Raw genomic sequence first — 17,688 nt, forward strand, 5'->3', positions numbered from 1 at the left:
GCCCGAGCAGCGTCAGGTCGGTCTGCAGCCGAAAGTCCGGCAGCGCCAGATAGACCCAGGCCGGGTAGTCGAAATCATCGATCACGCCGTAGCCCGCTTGCAGCAGCCGCTCGCGCTCGACGTCGCGGTCATAGGCCAGCACGTAGCGCGCGTCCTGGTCGACAATTGTCACGCGCTCGAAGATCCAGTGCGGCAGGTTCAAATCGTAGTCCCCGGCGCGCGCCAGAGTGTAGTCGCCCTTGATGTTGATCAGGCTGCGTAGCGGCTGCTCCGCGCTGGGGTGCAGCAGCGCCGCGTCCACTGCAACGCCGCCGAGCACTCCCCAGAACGCGAGCAGCACGGCCAGCACCAGTCCGGGCCGTCGTAGCCGCGGACGGCGCGCCCGCGCCAGGCGCACGATCACCGCGGCCAGGGGCAGCGTGGCCAGGGCCGAGAGGTAGAGCACGTCGTAGCCCTTGAGGTTCTGGCGAAAGAGGCTGACCGAGGGCGGAGTCCACAGCAAATAGGCTGCGAACTGCACTAGCAGCAGGCACAGCAGCAGCCATCCCAACGGCCGCGCCCGCGCAAACGACGGGCTGCGCAGCAGCAAAACCAAACCGGCGATCAGCAGCGCCAGTCCCAGAGGCGCGACGTGGCCCAGGTTCTCGGAGATCAACTGCGGGAAGTAGCTCGGCTGTCGCTGAGAGTGCAACTGCGGGGCCTGCTGCGCCTCGCGCTGCTGCGTCACCTGTGCTGAGGGCACGTAGTAGCGCAGATGACGCTCGAACTCGTCGCCCGAGCCGCTGGCCAGGTTGGCGCCGACGTAGACCGATACGGCCAACGCCCCGGCGGCCAGCGAACGCACTGCAAAGCGCGCCAGGCTTCGTTGATCGACGCGACGCGCGACTAGTCGATAGCTCAGTACCCCGGCCAGCCCGGCGGGAAGCAGCGTGTAGGCCGACTCCTTGAGCGCCACGGCCAGGCCGAACAACGCGCCGATCAGCAGCCAGTGCGCCCAGCGCTCTCGCTGCGTTGTGGCCAGCCGAACCAGCGCGGCGCAGCAAGCGAGCATCAGCGCGGTCATTGCCGCGTTGACCGACACTCCGTGGAACATAAAGACCATGCCCGGCGCGCAAGCGCATAAGGTTCCGGCCAACAGTGCGCTGCGGCTATCCAGGGTCATGCGGCCGATGAGTAAGATGCACAGCGTGCACAGCGCACCGAGCAGCGCGCTGAGGCAGCGGCCTGCGCGTTGCAGTCCCATGGCGGAAGGCGGCCCGTTGCCCAGCAATTGGGCGACCCACGACGCGGCCCGCACTGGCCCGCCGTAAAGCGCATAGACCAGCCTGCCGTAGATGTCGTCGGGCGGCCCGTTGTGCAGGCAGTAGTCCAGGTCGATCGGCTGGGGCAGCAGCAGCGTCTTGAACTCCAGGCCCACGCCGTTGCCCGCCAGGTTCAGCCCCAGACTCAGCAGTACAATCAGTGCGGCCCAGGCCCGGAAATGCCGGTCAGCGCTCAGGGCGCGGCCTCGCCCGGATAGCCGCAGGCTGCGAACGGATCGTCGTTGGCCTCGACCAGCACCGCCCGTCCGGTGTCCACGGCCGCACGCAGGAAGCACGAGTATTGGTGCTTGGGACGATTCAGCTCGAAGGGCACGTAGTGGCCGTCGATGCCCGGCGGCTGCGGGTACTGCACCAATACGCCGGTGAACTCAGCGCCGTTGACCGCGATGTTGCCGCTCACCGGCGTTGGCAGCACCTCGCGCCCCGAAAGCTCGATAGCCCCAAGCACGTCGAGGTCGCACAGCGGCTGGGCCACGTCGAATCCCGCAGCAAGGGTCAGCGCGCTGATCATCGGCGGCAAGAAATAACCGTCGATGTAGCCGCCGATCAGCAGCACATCTTTGGGTTCGTTCCCGGGCAGCGGATCGCGTATCCAGTGCTGCGCGAACAGCGCGGCCTCGGCCGGCTCGCACATCGTCTGGAACAACGTGGCCACCGGGTGGAAATCGTCGAACTCATTTAGCGGCATGCCGGTGAGCAGCGCCACGAGAAGCCGAAACGGAATCGGGTGTTCCTTGAGCGTCAGGTTCTGCACCCAGGTCGCGCCCGCGCCGGAGAACACGCCGGAGCGGTACGAGGGTTCCACAGCCAAAGCCAGCTCGCCGATCGATGCGCCCGTGGAGTGGCCGAATAAAAAGAAGCTCTCCTGGTCAAAGCGCAGCGGCCCGCCGCCTGTGGGCGAGTCCGGACACAGCGCCGCCGGGACCTCGAGGCCTCGCGCCAGCTTGGGCAGCATGCAGTACTCGGACGCAGCCTGGCGTGCGTTGTCGCGGTAGGCCACCAGGTTGAGGAAGTTGAAGAAGTACAGATCGGAGAAGTCGCCCAGCACGCCGCGCGGGCCGACCGTGGCCGCCTCGATCGACAGGCAGGCGATTCCGCGTCGCGCCAGATACAGCGCGGGTCCGCGCCCCTCGATCCCCTGTTGCCGCTCCGCGCTCGTGCCGCGGTCCACCACCTGGGTGTATCGGCCGCCCGCGCCGTTGACGTAGAACAGCAGCGGGAATCCCGCTTCGGGCATCGGCGATTTGGGCACGGTCAGGCAGAAGCGCACCTGCTCGTCCCACTGCTTGATCGGCTCGCCGTTGACGAAGACAATCTCGCCGCCGCCAAGGAAATAGTTGCGGTTGCCGTTCTGCCAGATCGGCAGCACGGTTTGGCCCTCGAGCACGTAGTAGTCGTCAAACTCGCGCAGCAGCCGCAGGCCGTAATAGTCCGGGTCGGGCAACTCGGATACGGCTTGGCGCAGGGCAAGCATCTCGGGCAGCACGTCGCCGGTGCGAAAGACCGTGGCTGCCGCGACCTGATCCGAATCAATCCCCTGCCCCTCGATCACGGGCCAGAGGTGGGCGAAAGCCGCGGCAGCGGCCGGACCGTGAAAGCCCGATGGCGCCTGGCCTAGTTTGAGCGCCTCGAGCTCGGGCGGCGAGCCCAGGGGTTGGCCCAAAGCGTCGCCCAGGCTGCGCAGCACCACTGCGGCGTAGAGCGTATCGGCGTCGAGGGTCAGTCCGGCGGGCGGCATCATCGCCAGCAAGTCCGATGGAGTGTAGGTCGTGGCCTCGTGCCGGAACGAATAGCGCAACGGCACACGCGCTCCGAGGTTCGACGAATCAGGGTCAACGTTGATCACGAACGCACGCGCCCCGTCCGTGATCGACTCGGCCCAGGTTTGCGGCAGGGCCGCGGCGTTGATCTCGCCGTCAAAGCGCATGTAGATCGCGGCCACGCGCGAGAAGCCCTTGGTCTTGGCGTCGGCCTGTTCGATGTAGTGGGTCATCAAGGCGTTGCGCCGCGGATTGTCCAGGCGCACGAAGCGCAACGTGCCGTCGTCGCGACGCATGAACTCGATGGGATACGGCGCGTCGAAAAAGCGGGCGTCGGCCGAGCAATCCAGGAAGAGCCTGACTCCGGGTAAGCCGCCCTCGCCCTGGTCGTCGTCGTCGTCGAGCAGGTCCTGGTCCGACTCGTTGCCGGAACTATCAGCGCACCCGGCAACCAGGGCCAAGCACAGCAGCAATATCAGCGAAAATGGAATGGAGAATTTCAGGCCGAGGCCATTCCTCAATTCTTCGGCCTACGCCAGACGCCGCCGGAGTCGACCCACTTTTTGAGCGAGGCCAGCGCCTCGGGCATGTCGCCCTTGGCCAGGGCGTTCTGGATCGACTGCGGGATCGCGCCGCTGATGCTGAACACCGTGGCGTAGCGGGCGAAGGTCCGGTCGCCGGGCAGCTCATAGAGCTTGTAGCTGCCAGAGACCTTTCGCACCTCGTTGTCGTAGTCGTCGTCGAGATCCCACTTGAGCACGTAATCATCGCGATCGTACTCGTGGTCCACGCGGTAGCGGAACTTGAAGATCGACGCGCCGACGTAGAACTCGATGGTGTCCGAGTCGTGGTCGCGCTCCACCACCGTGGCCGAGATCAGCCGCGGCAGATACTCGATCTGGCGCTCGGTGGCGCACAACAGCTGGTAGACCTCGTCGCGCGACTGCTGGAAGATCAGCAGGCTCTGCACGAAGTTCTCCGAGTTGGCCCCCTTGACGTCGCCGATCAGCAGCAAGCCCTCGGAGCACAGTTGCGAGATCTGTTCGGGCGTCATGTCCTCAAGCGCATCGTCGTCGACGCCCTCCAGGCAGTGCGGCCAGGCCGCGGAAGAAACGAGCGCTACGCTGAGCATGATTGTAATCACTGTGATGTATCGGCGCATTGAACCTCCCCTGTTATCCGACAGGGCAAGTATGTTACAAAATGCCCACCGTTCTCAAGGTACTGTGCGGAGGCGCGATGACCATCGCCGAAAACGGCTACGACGCGCTCAAGGAATTGCTCGCGGGACGCCGGCTGCCCTGCGCCCTGGTCGACCTCAACGCTTTTTGGCAAAACGCCGAGCGATTGGTCGAGCCGCTGCGGCGCAACGGCAAACGACTGCGCCTGGCCACTAAAAGCCTGCGCGTGCCCGAGCTGATCCAGGCCCTGGCCCAGCGCTACGTTGATCTGCTCGCCGGATTTATGACCTACACCGTGGAGGAGTCGCAGTTCCTGGCGCTACGCGGGCTGGACGACTTCCTCGTGGCCTACCCAACGCTACAGCCCTCGGACCTGCAAATCGCGGCCGAGCTTACGGCCCAGGGCAAGACGATCAGGCTGATGGCCGACGCCCCGGCGCAGCTCGAGGCGCTGGCCGCTGCCGGACGCAAACACAACGTGGAGCTGCGCGCAGTGCTCGACCTGGACGCCAGTTTGCGCTTGGTCGGCGGACGCGTTCACCTGGGAGTGCGACGCAGCCCGCTGCGTCACGCCGATGAGGTGGCCGCCCTGGCGCAACACGCCGCGCGGCTCAAGGGAGTACGGGTCGAGGGGCTGATGGCCTACGAGGCGCAGATCGCCGGGCTCAACGATGCGGCGCGCGAGCAACGCTGGCTCAATCCGGTCAAGCGCGCGATCAAACGGCTCTCAATGCCCGACGTGCTCAAGCGCCGCGGACGCGCGCTGGAACTACTGCGCGACGCGGGCCTGGAACCGACGCTGGTCAACGGCGGGGGCACGGGCAGCGTCGAGTTCACCAGCTCCGACCCGGCGGTGACCGAGGTCACGATCGGCTCGGGCTTCTTTTGCCCGCAACTGTTCTCCGAATACCACGACCTGAAATTGACGCCCGCGGCGTTCTTCGCGCTGCAGGTGGTGCGCGCCTCGGACCCGGGGCTGGTCACCTGCCAGGGCGGCGGGTATGCGGCCAGCGGAGCGGCGGGCCCCGACCGACTGCCGCGGCCGTTTCTGCCCGCGGGGCTTAGGCTGCTCTCGATGGAGGGCGCGGGCGAGGTGCAGACGCCGCTGGAGGTGCCGCAGGGAGTCAGGCTCGCACCGGGCGATCCGGTGCTGTTTCGCCATGCCAAGGCCGGCGAGCTGATGGAGCATTTCAACGAGACGCTGCTGGTCCAGGACGGCCGCGTCAGCGGCGACGCGTTAACCTATCGCGGCTGCGGCATGAGCTTCCTGTGACGCGGATCAGCACGGACCTGGGCAAAGTAGTGCTGGCCAGCCGCAACCGCGGCAAGGCTGTCGAGCTTAATCGAATCCTCGCCCCCTTGGGGATCCAGGTCGTGTGTCTGGACCAGGTCGGGGTGCACGAGGAGCTGCCCGAGACCGGCGAGACCTTTGAGCACAACGCGCTGCAAAAGGCCGGGCGCGTGGTCGAGCTGTGCGGCCTGGCCGCCATTGCCGATGACTCGGGCCTGGAGGTCGACGCGCTGGACGGTGCGCCGGGAGTGTACAGCGCGCGTTTCGCCGGAGAATATGCCGACGACGCGGCCAACAACGCGCTGCTGCTGCAAAAGCTTGCGGGCCTGCCGCGCGCGCAGCGCGGGGCGCGCTTTGTCTGCGTGGCAGCGCTGGTCGAGCCCCACGGCCGCGAGCTCACGGCCCGCGGCGAGTGCCGGGGAGTGATCGTCGAGCAGCCGCGCGGCGCAGGGGGCTTTGGCTACGACCCGCTATTTGAGGTGCCCGAGCTGGGCCTGACTTTTGCGCAGCTCGACGCCGAACAAAAAGACCGCATCAGCCACCGCGGACGGGCGTTTCGCGAGTTGGCGCAGAGGATCGCCCAACGATGAGAGTGTTGCAAGTCAACTCAAGCCACGGTTGGAGCGGCGGCCAATACCAGGTGCTGCTGCTCAGCCTCGGTCTGGTCCAGCGCGGCCACGACGTGACCATCGCCTGCCCGCCCGGATCGCAGCTCGCGCAGCGCGCGGCCCGCGCCGGTCTGGACGTGTTCGAGATCCGCATGAAGAAGGAGTACGACCTGCCCGCGGTGTTCAAGCTGCACAAGCTGATGCTTGAGCGCCGGATCGAGGTGGTCAATCCACACAAGCCCAACCCGTTCTCTTTGGCCAGCCCGGCCGCGGCCTGGGCCAAGGTTCCGGTGCTGGTGGTCAGCCGCCGGGTGAGCTTTCCCATCGGCCGCAACTTCTTCTCGCGACTCAAGTGGAAGCACTACAAGATCGACGGGTTCATCGCGGTCAGCGATCAGATCAAGCGCGTGCTGATCGACTGCAACGTGGAGCCGGAGCGGGTGCGGGTGATCTACAGCGGCACGGACGTCGAGCGCTTCAAGCCCTTTGCCGACCAGAGCGAACGACTGCGCGTGCGAAGCGAACTGGGAATCGAGCCCGACGCGCCGCTGATCGCCAAGGTCGCCACTTACTTTGAATGGAAGGGCTGGGAGGTATTCGTGCGCATGGCGGCCGAGGTTGCCAAGCGCATGCCCGGAGTGCGCTTCTTGGGCGTGGGCAACCGCACGCCCTATCTCGAACGGCTCCAGGGATTGGCGAGCGAGCTGGGCGTGGCCGAGCGCATCGTGTTCAGCGAGTTCCGCGACGACATGCCCGCGGTGTTTGCGGCCTGCGATTTGACGGTCAACTGCGCGGTGCGCGGCGAGGGATTGGCCGGCGTGCTGCGCGAATCGCTGGCCATGCACGTGCCGGTGGTCAGTTCCGACGCCGGGGGCAACTCCGAGCTGGTGACTCCCGAGGTCGGACTGATGTTCCCTCGCGGCGACCACCAGGCCTGCGCCGCAAAGGTAATCCAGCTGCTGGAAAAGCCCGAACTACGCGCGCAGATGGGCCGCGTGGGACGCGAACGCGTGGCGCAGTGCTTCTCGGATACGGTGATGATCGACCGCTCTGAAAGCTATTTCCAGGAGCTGCTCGACGCCCGCCGCGCCAAGGGATAATCAGCGCAACGCGGCTTCCGCCTCAAAGGTGCCTCGATCTTTACCCCACCTGCATAAAATAAAGCGATGCGGGCAGGTCCTCCGTCAACCTACCCGCATCTAGGCGCAGCTAGCCTATCTGAAATCTTACCAGGTCATCTCCTGAAAGGGGTTGACGAAGCAGGCGCACTCGAAGTTGGCGGTGTCGCACAGGCAGTGCATCGCGCCGAGTTCGTCGTGGTCGCTGAAGCCGTCAACGCCCGGGTTCTGCTCAGGATCCGCACCCGGGGTATTCTCGCCGTAGTCAGGAACCTCGGCCGGGTTGCGGCCGGGCAGGTTCGGGTCTGCGGTGTCCATCTCAGGGCCCACGGCCGAGTCGGGGTTCTGCTCGGGGTCGATGCCCGGGGTGTTCTCGCCGTAGTCAGGGACCTCGGCCGGATTGCGGCCGGGCAGATTCGGGTCTGCGGTGTCCATCTCAGGGCCCATGGCCCAGTCCGGGTTCTGCTCAGGATCTACACCCGGGGTGTTCTCGCCGTAGTCAGGAACCTCGGCCGGATTGCGGCCGGGCAGGTTCGGGTCCGCGGTGTCCATCTCAGGGCCCACGGCCGCGTCGGGGTTCTGCTCGGGGTCGATGCCCGGGGTGTTCTCGCCGTAGTCAGGGACCTCGGCCGGATTGCGGCCAGGCAGGTTCTCTTCGGTGTCCATCTGACAGCTCATGTCCACGCCGGGATTCTGCTCGGGGTCGATACCCGGGGTGTTCTCGCCGTAGTCCGGGATCTCGGCCGGATTGCGGCCAGGCAGGTTCTCTTCCTCGCCATCGAGCTCGGCGATCCAATGGTTACCTTCATCGTCGACGCATTCACACATGCGCTTGCCAACGAAGCAGTTGCAGTCGCTGAACGCGGCGTCGGGACTCTCGAGCAGGTCGGCAAAGCCCGGGTCGCCCCAGTAGTTGACGCTGAATTCTTCGTCCTGTTGCGCGGTGGCGTCGTCGTCAGTGACTTCACAGCCGACGAACACAAACAGAGCCATTACCAGCACCGGGATCATTGTGAAGTAAGCTTTCGTTTTCATTACTGTTCCCTCCATCAGAGCTTTGAGGGAACGGTCTGGAGAGCGATCCGGACCGTTCCTGCGGCAGCCGAGCCATCTCCACCATGGAGACCTCCGGCTTTGCGCCCCCGCCTCGCGGCGGGTTTGCCCTTGTCACGGAACTTGTCCCTTTGAGGACATCCGCAAACCTTAACCGATTTTCAGTGATCACGCCCATTTCGGACCAACTGTACGTGTCATGGTTATTACACTATCCGTGCCAACAGTAAGAAATATAGTTTTATCAAGTGATCTCATTTGGTTATGTGTTTTTCGGGCATTTGACGACAAACAATAAGCATTGCGGTGAACATACGAAATGAAATGCTCGTTACTATCTGTAACAAATCCCTGAGAAGAATGAGAAGCTAGAAAGATAATGGAGGAGGCCCATGGCGGGTAAAATAGTTGCGCGGGCGGGGAAGACCCCGCCCGCGCGCGCTCTAAGGTGATTCTACCTAAACCCTACTCTGTGCTCTGAAAGGGGTTTACGAAACAGATGCATGAGGAGTTGACCTGGCTGCACAGGCAGCTCAGCGGGTTGGGCTCGCCATAGAGCGAGAAGTCCTGCTCGGACTGATCGCTCTGGTGGCCGCTGATCGCGTTGTCGTCGTTATCAGGATTCTGCTCTGGATCGAACTCGGCGATACCAATGCTGAAGTCGCCCGGGTTCTGTTCGGGATCTACGCCCATCGAGTTTTCGCCGTAGTCCGGGATGTCGGCCGGGTTGATTCCGGGCAGGTTCTCTTCTTGAACAGTGTCCATCTCAGGGCCCACGGCCGCGTCGGGGTTCTGCTCGGGGTCGATGCCCGGGATATTCTCGCCGTAGTCCGGGATCTCGGCCGGATTGCGGCCAGGCAGGTTCTCTCCCTCGTCGTCAAGCTCGGCCATCCAGTGGTCGCCTTCATCGTCAACGCACTCACACATGCGCTTGCCGACAAAGCAGTTGCAGTCGCTGAACGCGGCGTCGGGCTGTTCGAGCAGGTCGGCAAAGCCCGGATTGCCCCAGTAATGGACGCTGAACTCCTCGGCCTGATCGTCCAGAGCGCCGTCGTCCGCGCTTTGGCAACCGACGAACGCGAACAGCGCCACAACGACTACCGGAATCATCGTCAGGTAAATGTTGTGTTTCATTGTTGTTCCCTCCGTCAGAGCATTTGGGAACGAGTGTCTGAGCACCCCGTTCTTGCGGCAGCTGAGCCGTCTCCCGTGGGAGACCTCTTGCTTTGCGCCCCCACCTCGCAATGGGTTTGCCTTTGTCACGGAACATGCTCTATGTCCGTGGGCCTCTTGTTTTCACTGATCGGGCTGTTTATCAGCCTCTCATATAAGATAATGCTTACAGTAAGCGTGCCAAGACACGACCTATCAGCTTTTTACTTTTATGATCAGTAGGTTACTGGACAGGCTAGCAGTGGCAGCGATCCGGATTTATCCAAAACCCGTCCCACTTTTTGGAAGAAAGATTACTTTTTGTTATTGCTCGGTGATTCCCAAGAGTTGCTCAATGGCGTGGATCATCTCTTTGCGCTTGAAGGGCTTTTGCAGAAAGTCGACGTAGTCGTATCCGCTCAGGGACTGCTCGATCTCGCTAGGTTCGTAGCCGCTGGTGAGCAGCAGCGGAAGGTCCTGCTTTAACTCGCGGATCCGCGGCAGCAGCGTATGTCCGAGCCGATCGGGAAGGGTTTCGTCGAGCAGCACAAAGTCGATCTGCTCTTGATGCTCCTCGAGCTTTTTCATGCCGTCCTGGGCGTTCTGGGCGGCGAGGGTAGTACATCCGGCCATTTCGAGAAACGCCGCGACAGTTATACGGATGCTCTCCTCGTCGTCGATCAGCAGCGCGGTCGCTCCCTTGAGCGAGCTTCTGCGCTTGGGGCCGGCCTTGACCTTCGTGGATTTATCCAAAACCCACCGCACTTTTTGCGCCAGCTCCTGGGGTCGAAACGGCTTCTGGATAAAGTTGATTCCGCGCTCCAACACGCCGTGATGGGCGATGGCGTTTTCGGTATAGCCCGACATGAACAGGGTCTTCATTTTGGGATTGATCTTGCTCAGTAGATCGCGCAGCTGCTTGCCGCCCTTGAGCGGCATCACCACGTCGGTCAGCAGCAGATCGATGGTCTGCTCGCGCCCCTTGCACAGCTGCAGCGCCTGTTCTCCGTCTTGGGCCTCGATCACCGTATATCCCTGGGACTGCAGGGCTCTGAGGGCCAGCTTGCGAACGATCTCCTGGTCCTCGGCCAACAGAATCGTTTCGCTGCCGCGCACTGAAAACGGCTTTTCAACCGCGGCATATGTCTCGGCCTCGGCGCCGGCCGTGGGCAGATAGACCTTGAAAGCGGTCCCCTTGCCCGGCTCGGAGTAGACGTTGATGTGCCCATGGTTCTGATGGACAATGCCGTGGATCGTCGACAGCCCCAGGCCGGTCCCCTTGCTCGTGGCCTTGGTGGTGAAGAACGGCTCGAAGATGTTTTTCAGCGTGTCGGCGTCCATGCCCACGCCCGTGTCGCTGACCGCGAGCAGCACGTAATCGCCGCTTATCGCTTCGTTGCAGGTCTGGCATCTGTTGCCTTCGAGGCAGACGTTCATCGTCTCGATGGTCAGCTTGCCGCCCTGGGGCATGGCATCGCGGGAGTTGACCGCCAGGTTGACCAGGATCTGATCGATCTGCCCTGGATCGATCAGCACCCTGCTGGGTTTCTGCTTGTGAATGAAGACAAAATCAATGTCTTCGCCGATGATGCGCCGCAGCATCCGCTCCGATTGCTCCACCGCCGTGTTGAGGTCCATCACCTTGGGCGAAACCAGCTGCTTGCGCGAGAAGGCCAGTAGCTGCGCGGTGAGCTGGGTAGCTGAATCCGCGGCCTTCTGGATTTCGGCTACATCCTTTTTCAGCGGATCACCGTCGTTGAGCGCACTGTAGACGATATCGGAGAATCCACGGATCGCGGTCAGCAGGTTGTTGAAATCGTGGGCCACGCCGCCGGCCAGACGTCCGATCGATTCCATCTTCTGCGACTGGGACAACTGTTGCTGGAGCTGCTCGCGCTCCTGTTCGGTCCGCTTGCGCTCGGTGATGTCGGAGCAGAAGGCCATGAACAGATCAGCGGAAAGGGCCACGGCCTTGATACTGGTGTAAATATCGGCCCCGTCCTTCTTGCGTATGATGACTTCCGTTTGCATCTCCCCTTTTTCGATGAAATCGCCAAACGGGGCGAAGGTCTCGGGCGGCACATCGGGCGGGGCCAGCTGGGGAATCGACATCTGCAACAGTTCTTCCCGCGAGTAGCCGGTCATCAGGCAGGCGGCCTGATTGACGTCGATAAACGCGCCCTCGTTGTTGACGATGAAAATCCCCTCCGGCGCGTTTTCAATGTAGATCCGGTGCCTCTCCTCGCTATTGCGTAGCGCCTCCACGGCCAGCCTGCGCTCGGTAATGTCGCGCGTGCTGCCCTGCAAGGCGATGGGATCTCCGTTTTCGTCGAAAATCACCTTGCCGCTGATTTCAACGTGAACCGGCTCTCCGTCCTTTTTCAGAATCGCAGTCTCAAATACGATCCCGGAACTGCTCGAACCCTTTGAAAGCTGGCTGGCAATAACCTGGGTCATCTGGGAAAAGTACGCTGGATCGGCGTGTTCCAGCAGTCCGGTGCCGATCCACTCCTCGGAAGTATGGCCGGTTAACTGTTCAACCGCCGGATTGACGTAGGTGAACTCGAAGTTCAGATCCATCGTCCAAATCACGTCGTCGGTGTTGTCGGCCAGCAATCGATACTTGGCCTCGCCCTGGCGCAGCGCCTCCTGGGCGCGCTTGCGCTCGGTGATGTCGATCGACAGAATGAAGATCCCCTCTGGCACAGGCTGAATGCTCAGTTCGAACCAGCCGATGGAGCCGTCGGAATAGACGAATTCGTTTTCCATTCGGTGCGACGTGCGTTGTTCCATGCAGCGGCGCAGATGGACGAACAGCTCGGTCTGCTCAATGCCGGGATAGACCTCCATCATCGTGTGGCCCAATAAATAATCTTTGGTCTGGCGTCCGTGCATGGTGACCGCATCGTTGAGATAGAGGTAGCGCCAATCAAAGCCGATGATCTGGCAGCCCTCCATGATGTTGTCCAGGGTGTTGCGGCAAAGTCCCTCGCCCACGCGCAGCGCCTCCGGTGAACACTTGCCTGCGGATCCATCGTGCGCGATCTCGAGATACCCGGCCTCGCCGTTGTCCAACTTGCAGGATGAGACCGACAAGTCGACGAACAGCGAGCGGCCCTCCGCGGTGCGCAGCCGCGCCTCTCCCTGCCAAGAGCCTTCCCGCTGGACCTGTTCGAAAATCTGTGATCGCGAGAACGATTCGTCGGCGATCTGGATCAGCTCCTCGATCGCACGTCCCAGCGCAGCGGCCCGCTGGATTTGATATAGCTTTTCAGCCCCCGAATTCCAGAACACCACGCGGCCGCGTGCGTCCTCAATAATCGCAGCGTCGGGAAAATCTTTTAAAGTATTAAATTCGTCCAAGTACGTTTGGTTGTCCACGTTATGCCGCCCTCGATTTGTTAGCGATTTTCTAGCAAACAATATCATAGGAGCCTAAAACGAGTCCGTTAATGAGCGCATTGATAATCACCGCGGCTTCGAGCCGGACACTTTAAAAGTACCGAGCGATTCGGGCTTGACAAGTTGAAGCGGGCTACTACAATGGCAACTGGTAATACCACCTGCCAAGCACAAAGGTGAACATGAAGGCGATGCTCGATCCGATCAAGACCGACAGTCTCAAGGACGTGTTCATCGCGCGTTTCGAGGAGCTGATCCTTTCGGGCAAGCTCTCCATCGGCCAACGCCTGCCCTCGGAGCGCGAGCTGGCGTTGCAGCTGGGCGTCAGCAGGCCTGTGGTGCACGAGGGGCTGGTCGACCTGGAGTTCAAGGGCCTGGTGTCGATGAAGCCGCGTGTGGGCACGGTGGTCAACGACTACCGCCGCCAGGGCTCCCTGGCCCTGCTCACATCGCTGGTCAACTACCGCCGGGGGTTGTTCGAGCCGCGACTGCTGGCCTCGATGCTGCAAATGCGCATGCTCTTCGAGATTGAGACCGCGCGCCTGGCAGCGCATTGTCGTAGTGACGCGCAGCTCGCCGAGCTGCGCGACTTGCTCAAGCGCGAGCAATCCGCCGAGCGCACCGACATCGCTTATATCACCGAGCTCGACTTTGAGCTGCACCACATGGTGGCCCTGGCCTCGGACAACATGATCTACCCGCTGGTGATCAACTCTTTTAAACAGGTCTACACCAATCTCACCGGATTGTTCTTCTCCGAGCCCGCGGTGGTCGAGCAGGTATTCGCCTTCCATCGCGAACTGGTCGAGGCGATCGCGGCCCAAGACGAGCAGCGCGCCGCGCAGCAAATGCAACGCATCCTCGAGCACGGGGCCGAGCATTTAGGATCGATAATCCTCAAACAACAGGGGTAAGAAAATGAGCGTAGCGGCCGACCGCACCTATCAGATCAAGCAGCCCAAGGGGCTCTCCGCGCGCATCCAGTGGCTGCGCGACTACTACTTCCAGGGCACGCAGCGGCCGTGGAACAACGAGTTCACGCCCTTTGGCACGGGCACTCCCTGGGACGTGCAGCACAACGAGATGGCCTACTTCATCGTGCCCGAGAACTATCTGCTGTTGCAGACCTTCGTCAGCTCGTTCCGCCAGGCAGCGCGCCCGATCGACCTGCCCGCGAAGTTCTGGGATTGGTCTCAGCCCGAGCGCCGCGCCTGGTTCGTCAAGCAGGTGATGGTCGAGCACCTGCCCCACGAACTGCTGCCCGGCGATCTGATCGCCGGCGCGCGCTTCAACCTCCAGACCTCGCTGTGCCTGGACCGCAAGCAGGCGAAGAAGCACTGGGAGCTGATCGCCGGTAAAAACGGCGCACGGCGGGCGGTCAAGTGGTTCCACGACCACGGCTACGGCAACGCCGGCGCCACCCCCGGCCACATTGTGCCGGGCCATGAGCGCGTTTTGCAGATCGGCTGGAAGGGCGTGCACGCCGACCTGGTCGCCAAGTACGACGCCCTGGGCAAGCGCGAAAAGAAAGGACCCAAGGGCGCACAGCTACGGGCGATGATCACCGCGGCCCAGATGCCGCGCGACCTGGCGGCCAAGTACGCCGATCTGTGCCGCGACCTGGCATTGGCCGAGGCCGACCTTGACCGCCGCTCCGAGCTTGAGCAAATGGATCACATCTTGCGCAAGGTTCCCTGGGAGCCGGCCGAGACTTTCTGGGAGGCACTCCAGGCGTTGTGGCTGACCCACATGCTGATCATGTCCGACGAGAACTACCCCGGACCCGGCATCAGCTTCGGCCGCATCGACCAATACCTGCTCCCCTATTGGCAGCACTCAATCGAGCAGGGCGTGGACCGCGAGTTCCTCAAGGAGATGCTCAAGTGCTTCTGGATGCACTGCAACACGGCCTACGACGCGATCATCCGCGCGGGCTACCAGGGGATCACCGCGGGCTTCGGCCAGCTGATCACGCTCTCGGGCATGGGCCCCGCGGGGCGCGACATGACCAACGATCTGACCTACGCAATGCTCGAGGTGATCGACGAACTCTCGCCGATCCTCGAGCCCAAGCCCAACGTGCGGCTGCACTGCAACTCGCCCGACGAGCTGCTGGACAAGCTGATTGAGATGATCTCCACCAGCCAGGGCGCGCCGTTTCTGCTTAACTTCGACGAGCGTTCGATGGCGGGCATGCTGCGCGAGGCCAAACGCGCCAATCTCCAGCGGCTGATCAACCTGGACAACGTCCACGACTACGCGCCCGTGGGCTGCCTGGAAAACACGATGGTCGGCAACGACCGTTCGGGCACGGTGGACATCAACCTCAACCTGCTCAAGGCGGTCGAGCTGGCGTTGAACAACGGCCGCGACCTGCATCAGGTGCGCGACGTGATTACCGGCAAGGTCGATCCCATTGGCCAGGACGGACCGGCCACGGGCGACGCCGCGAAGTTTGAAACCTTCGAGCAGTTCTGGCAGGCCTACGCCGAGCAGACGCGTCAGATCATCGCGCGCTCCGCCGAACTCTATGAGAAATCCGAATCGATCCGCGCCCAATACTGCCCCACTTCCTACCTAAGCTGCATGGTCAAGGGCTGCGCCGAGCAGGGCCTGGACGTCACCCAGGGCGGAGCCGAGATCGCGCTGGTGACCCTCGAGGCCGTGACCTACGCCACCACCGTGGACTCGCTGCTGGCAATCAAGTACCTGGTGTTCGACGAGGGCGCCTGCACCATGCCCGAGCTGATCCAGGCGCTGCGCGACAACTGGGAGGGGCACGAGGTGCTCCAGGCGCGGGCCAAGAACAAGGCCCCCAAGTACGGCCGCGACGACGACGAGTCCGACGCCATGGCCACGCGCGTAATGGAGCTGTGGACCGACGAAACCTGGAACTACAAGACCCAATCGACCGGCCGCCAATTCCGACCGGGGATGCTCTCCTGGAACTACTGGGTCGGCGACGGCTTCGTGCTCGCGGCCAGCCCCGACGGCCGCCCCCAGGGGCAGTTCCTCTCCAACGCAATCTGTCCCAGCAACGGCTCGGACACCAACGGCCCCACGGCCAACACCAACTCGGTGGGCAAGGTCTTCGGCGGCAAGTCCGACTGCGGCGAGGGCGACTGGAACGACTACCGCAGCGCCCTGCCCAACGGCGCGAGCCACACCATCACCTTCAATCCCTCGATCCTGCGCGACCCCGAGCACCAGCAAAAATTCAAGGCGTTCTTGCGCGGCTACGCTGTCAACGGCGGGTCCGCGCTACAAATCAACATGCTCGACAAACAGATGCTGCTCGACGCCCAGCGCCGGCCCCAGGACTACCGCCACCTGCTTGTGCGCGTCACCGGGTACAACGCCTACTTCACCTCCATCGGCCGCGAGCTGCAGAACGAGGTGATCGCGCGGCTGAGCCACAGCGACTTCTAGGAGTACGTCGATGTCCGAGAAGTCCGACCACGCTACTGTGCTGCAACTGATCCGGATGTCCACCGAGGACGGCCCGGGGATCCGCACCTCGGTGTTCTTCAAGGGCTGCTCCCTGCGTTGCGACTGGTGCCACAACCCGGAAAGCATCAGCTTCAAGCCCCAGCTGCAGTGGGTCGGCTCGCGCTGTATCGGCTGCCTGCTGTGCATCGAGACCTGCCCGCGCGGCGCACTGACAATGGGCGATCAGGGGATCGCCATCGACCGCGAGAAGTGCATCGGTTGCGGCGATTGCGCCCAGCAGTGCCCGACCACCGCCCTGGAGCTGCTCGGCACAAGCTGGAGCGTGGACGCGCTGGTGGCCGAGGTGCTCAAAGACCGCGCGTTCTTCGAACAATCCGGCGGCGGAATCACGGCCACCGGCGGCGAGCCCGCGGCCCAGGCGCGGTTCGTGGCCAAGTTCTTCGAACTGCTGCGCGAGCGCGGCGTGCACACGGCGCTGGACACCTGCGGCCAGTGCGCGACATCGCAGATCGAGCTGATCCTGCCCCACACGCAGCTGGTGCTGTTCGACGTCAAGCTCATCGATCCCCAGCGCCACTTGCAACATACCGGCGCACTGCGCGACAAGATCGAGCAGAGCTTCGCTTGCGTGGTGCGCGCGGTGCGCGAACCCGGCGGCCCCAGCGAGTTGTGGGTGCGCACCCCGATCATCCCCGGCGCCACGGACGACGAGGCCAACATCGCGGCCATCGGGCGCTACCTGGCCGAGCATGCCCACGGCGCAATCGAACGCTGGGAGCTGTGCGCGTTCAACAACCTGTGCCGCGACAAGTACTCGCGCCTGGACCAGGACTGGCCATACAAAGATGCCCCGCTGATGACCGAGGCCCAGATGGAGCGCCTGGCGCAGGTCGCGCGCCAATCCGGCGTCGCCCCGGAGATCGTCCACTGGACCGGGTCGGTGCAGATGAAAAACAACAGCGCGCAACCGCCGCTGAAGCTGGTCAAGCCATGCCAATACGGAGCTGAATCGTGAACAAGCGCAAAACGTTCGAACAGTCACACCTCGCATTTTTCGAGCCCACCGAGAAGGTCGGACTGCTGGGCACCATCGACCCCCAGGGTCTGCCCCACGTCTCGCTGATTACATCGATGCAGGCCAAGTCGCCGACCATGCTGATCTGGGGCGAGTTCACCAAGGGGCTCTCCAAAGAGTACGTGCGCCAAAACCGCAAGACCGGCTTCCTGATCATGACCCTCGACCGCAAACTGTGGCGCGGCAAGGCCGACTACGACCACGCGGCCACCGAGGGCGCGGACTACGAGATGTTCAACAACAAGCCGATGTTCCGCTACAACAGCTACCTGGGCA

General features: G+C 63.1%; 13 protein-coding genes and 2 riboswitches. Of the genes, 7 read left to right on the forward strand and 6 right to left on the reverse strand.

Features of this window, described 5'->3' with window-relative positions; translation table 11 throughout:
* The 3 genes from P9M14_10630 to P9M14_10640 all read right to left on the reverse strand — a co-directional run.
* Nucleotides 1-1,417, reverse strand: a 1,417-nt coding sequence (locus tag P9M14_10630) for a glycosyltransferase family 39 protein (GenBank protein MDP8256195.1), incomplete at its 3' end; no start/stop codon positions are given.
* A gap of 77 nt (nt 1,418-1,494) precedes the next feature.
* Nucleotides 1,495-3,603 carry a hypothetical protein gene (locus P9M14_10635; GenBank protein ID MDP8256196.1) on the reverse strand — a complete coding sequence of 703 codons (2,109 nt, stop codon included), beginning with the start codon at nt 3,601-3,603 and terminating at the stop codon, nt 1,495-1,497.
* Entirely contained in the window at nt 3,600-4,244 is a 645-nt protein-coding gene (locus tag P9M14_10640; protein ID MDP8256197.1) for a hypothetical protein, read from the reverse strand. Before P9M14_10640 ends, P9M14_10635 begins: the two co-directional genes overlap by 4 nt.
* Before the next feature lie 77 nt (nt 4,245-4,321).
* Between P9M14_10640 and P9M14_10645 the strand changes: the two genes are divergently transcribed.
* Genes P9M14_10645 through P9M14_10655 form a run of 3 tightly spaced genes read left to right on the forward strand, consistent with a single transcriptional unit; the run spans nt 4,322 to nt 7,262 of the window.
* Nucleotides 4,322-5,536, forward strand: coding sequence for an alanine racemase (locus P9M14_10645; protein ID MDP8256198.1), 1,215 nt, complete (start codon nt 4,322-4,324; stop codon nt 5,534-5,536).
* On the forward strand, nt 5,533-6,144 hold the full coding sequence (locus P9M14_10650) for an XTP/dITP diphosphatase (GenBank protein ID MDP8256199.1): 612 nt from the start codon (nt 5,533-5,535) through the stop codon (nt 6,142-6,144). Before P9M14_10645 ends, P9M14_10650 begins: the two co-directional genes overlap by 4 nt.
* Complete coding sequence (locus tag P9M14_10655; protein MDP8256200.1) at nt 6,141-7,262, forward strand: glycosyltransferase family 4 protein; 1,122 nt, start codon at nt 6,141-6,143, stop codon at nt 7,260-7,262. Before P9M14_10650 ends, P9M14_10655 begins: the two co-directional genes overlap by 4 nt.
* 126 nt (nt 7,263-7,388) lie before the next feature.
* Here the strand turns inward: P9M14_10655 and P9M14_10660 are convergent, their stop codons facing one another.
* The 3 genes from P9M14_10660 to P9M14_10670 all read right to left on the reverse strand — a co-directional run bounded on the left by P9M14_10660 (nt 7,389) and on the right by P9M14_10670 (nt 12,866).
* Nucleotides 7,389-8,315 (reverse strand): hypothetical protein, encoded by a 927-nt coding sequence (locus P9M14_10660; protein MDP8256201.1) that lies wholly within the window; start codon nt 8,313-8,315, stop codon nt 7,389-7,391.
* A gap of 59 nt (nt 8,316-8,374) precedes the next feature.
* Nucleotides 8,375-8,453, reverse strand: a riboswitch (cyclic di-GMP riboswitch).
* Nucleotides 8,454-8,798: 345 nt separating this feature from the next.
* Nucleotides 8,799-9,467, reverse strand: coding sequence for a hypothetical protein (locus P9M14_10665; GenBank protein MDP8256202.1), 669 nt, complete (start codon nt 9,465-9,467; stop codon nt 8,799-8,801).
* 53 nt (nt 9,468-9,520) lie between these two features.
* A riboswitch (cyclic di-GMP riboswitch) is annotated at nt 9,521-9,598 on the reverse strand.
* 211 nt (nt 9,599-9,809) lie between these two features.
* Nucleotides 9,810-12,866, reverse strand: a complete 3,057-nt coding sequence (locus P9M14_10670; protein ID MDP8256203.1) for a PAS domain S-box protein — start codon at nt 12,864-12,866, stop codon at nt 9,810-9,812.
* 203 nt (nt 12,867-13,069) lie between these two features.
* Between P9M14_10670 and P9M14_10675 the strand changes: the two genes are divergently transcribed.
* The 4 genes from P9M14_10675 to P9M14_10690 all read left to right on the forward strand — a co-directional run.
* On the forward strand, nt 13,070-13,801 hold the full coding sequence (locus tag P9M14_10675; GenBank protein MDP8256204.1) for a FadR/GntR family transcriptional regulator: 732 nt from the start codon (nt 13,070-13,072) through the stop codon (nt 13,799-13,801).
* Between the two features lie 4 nt (nt 13,802-13,805).
* Nucleotides 13,806-16,316, forward strand: a complete 2,511-nt coding sequence (locus tag P9M14_10680; GenBank protein ID MDP8256205.1) for a pyruvate formate lyase family protein — start codon at nt 13,806-13,808, stop codon at nt 16,314-16,316.
* Nucleotides 16,317-16,326: 10 nt separating this feature from the next.
* Nucleotides 16,327-17,352, forward strand: a complete 1,026-nt coding sequence (locus tag P9M14_10685) for a glycyl-radical enzyme activating protein (GenBank protein MDP8256206.1) — start codon at nt 16,327-16,329, stop codon at nt 17,350-17,352.
* Nucleotides 17,349-17,688 (forward strand): hypothetical protein (locus tag P9M14_10690; protein MDP8256207.1); only part of this gene is annotated, 340 nt, incomplete at its 3' end. The genes P9M14_10685 and P9M14_10690, both read left to right, overlap by 4 nt.

It is taken from the genome of Candidatus Alcyoniella australis (assembly GCA_030765605.1).
Lineage (GTDB): Bacteria > Lernaellota > Lernaellaia > JAVCCG01 > Alcyoniellaceae > Alcyoniella > Alcyoniella australis.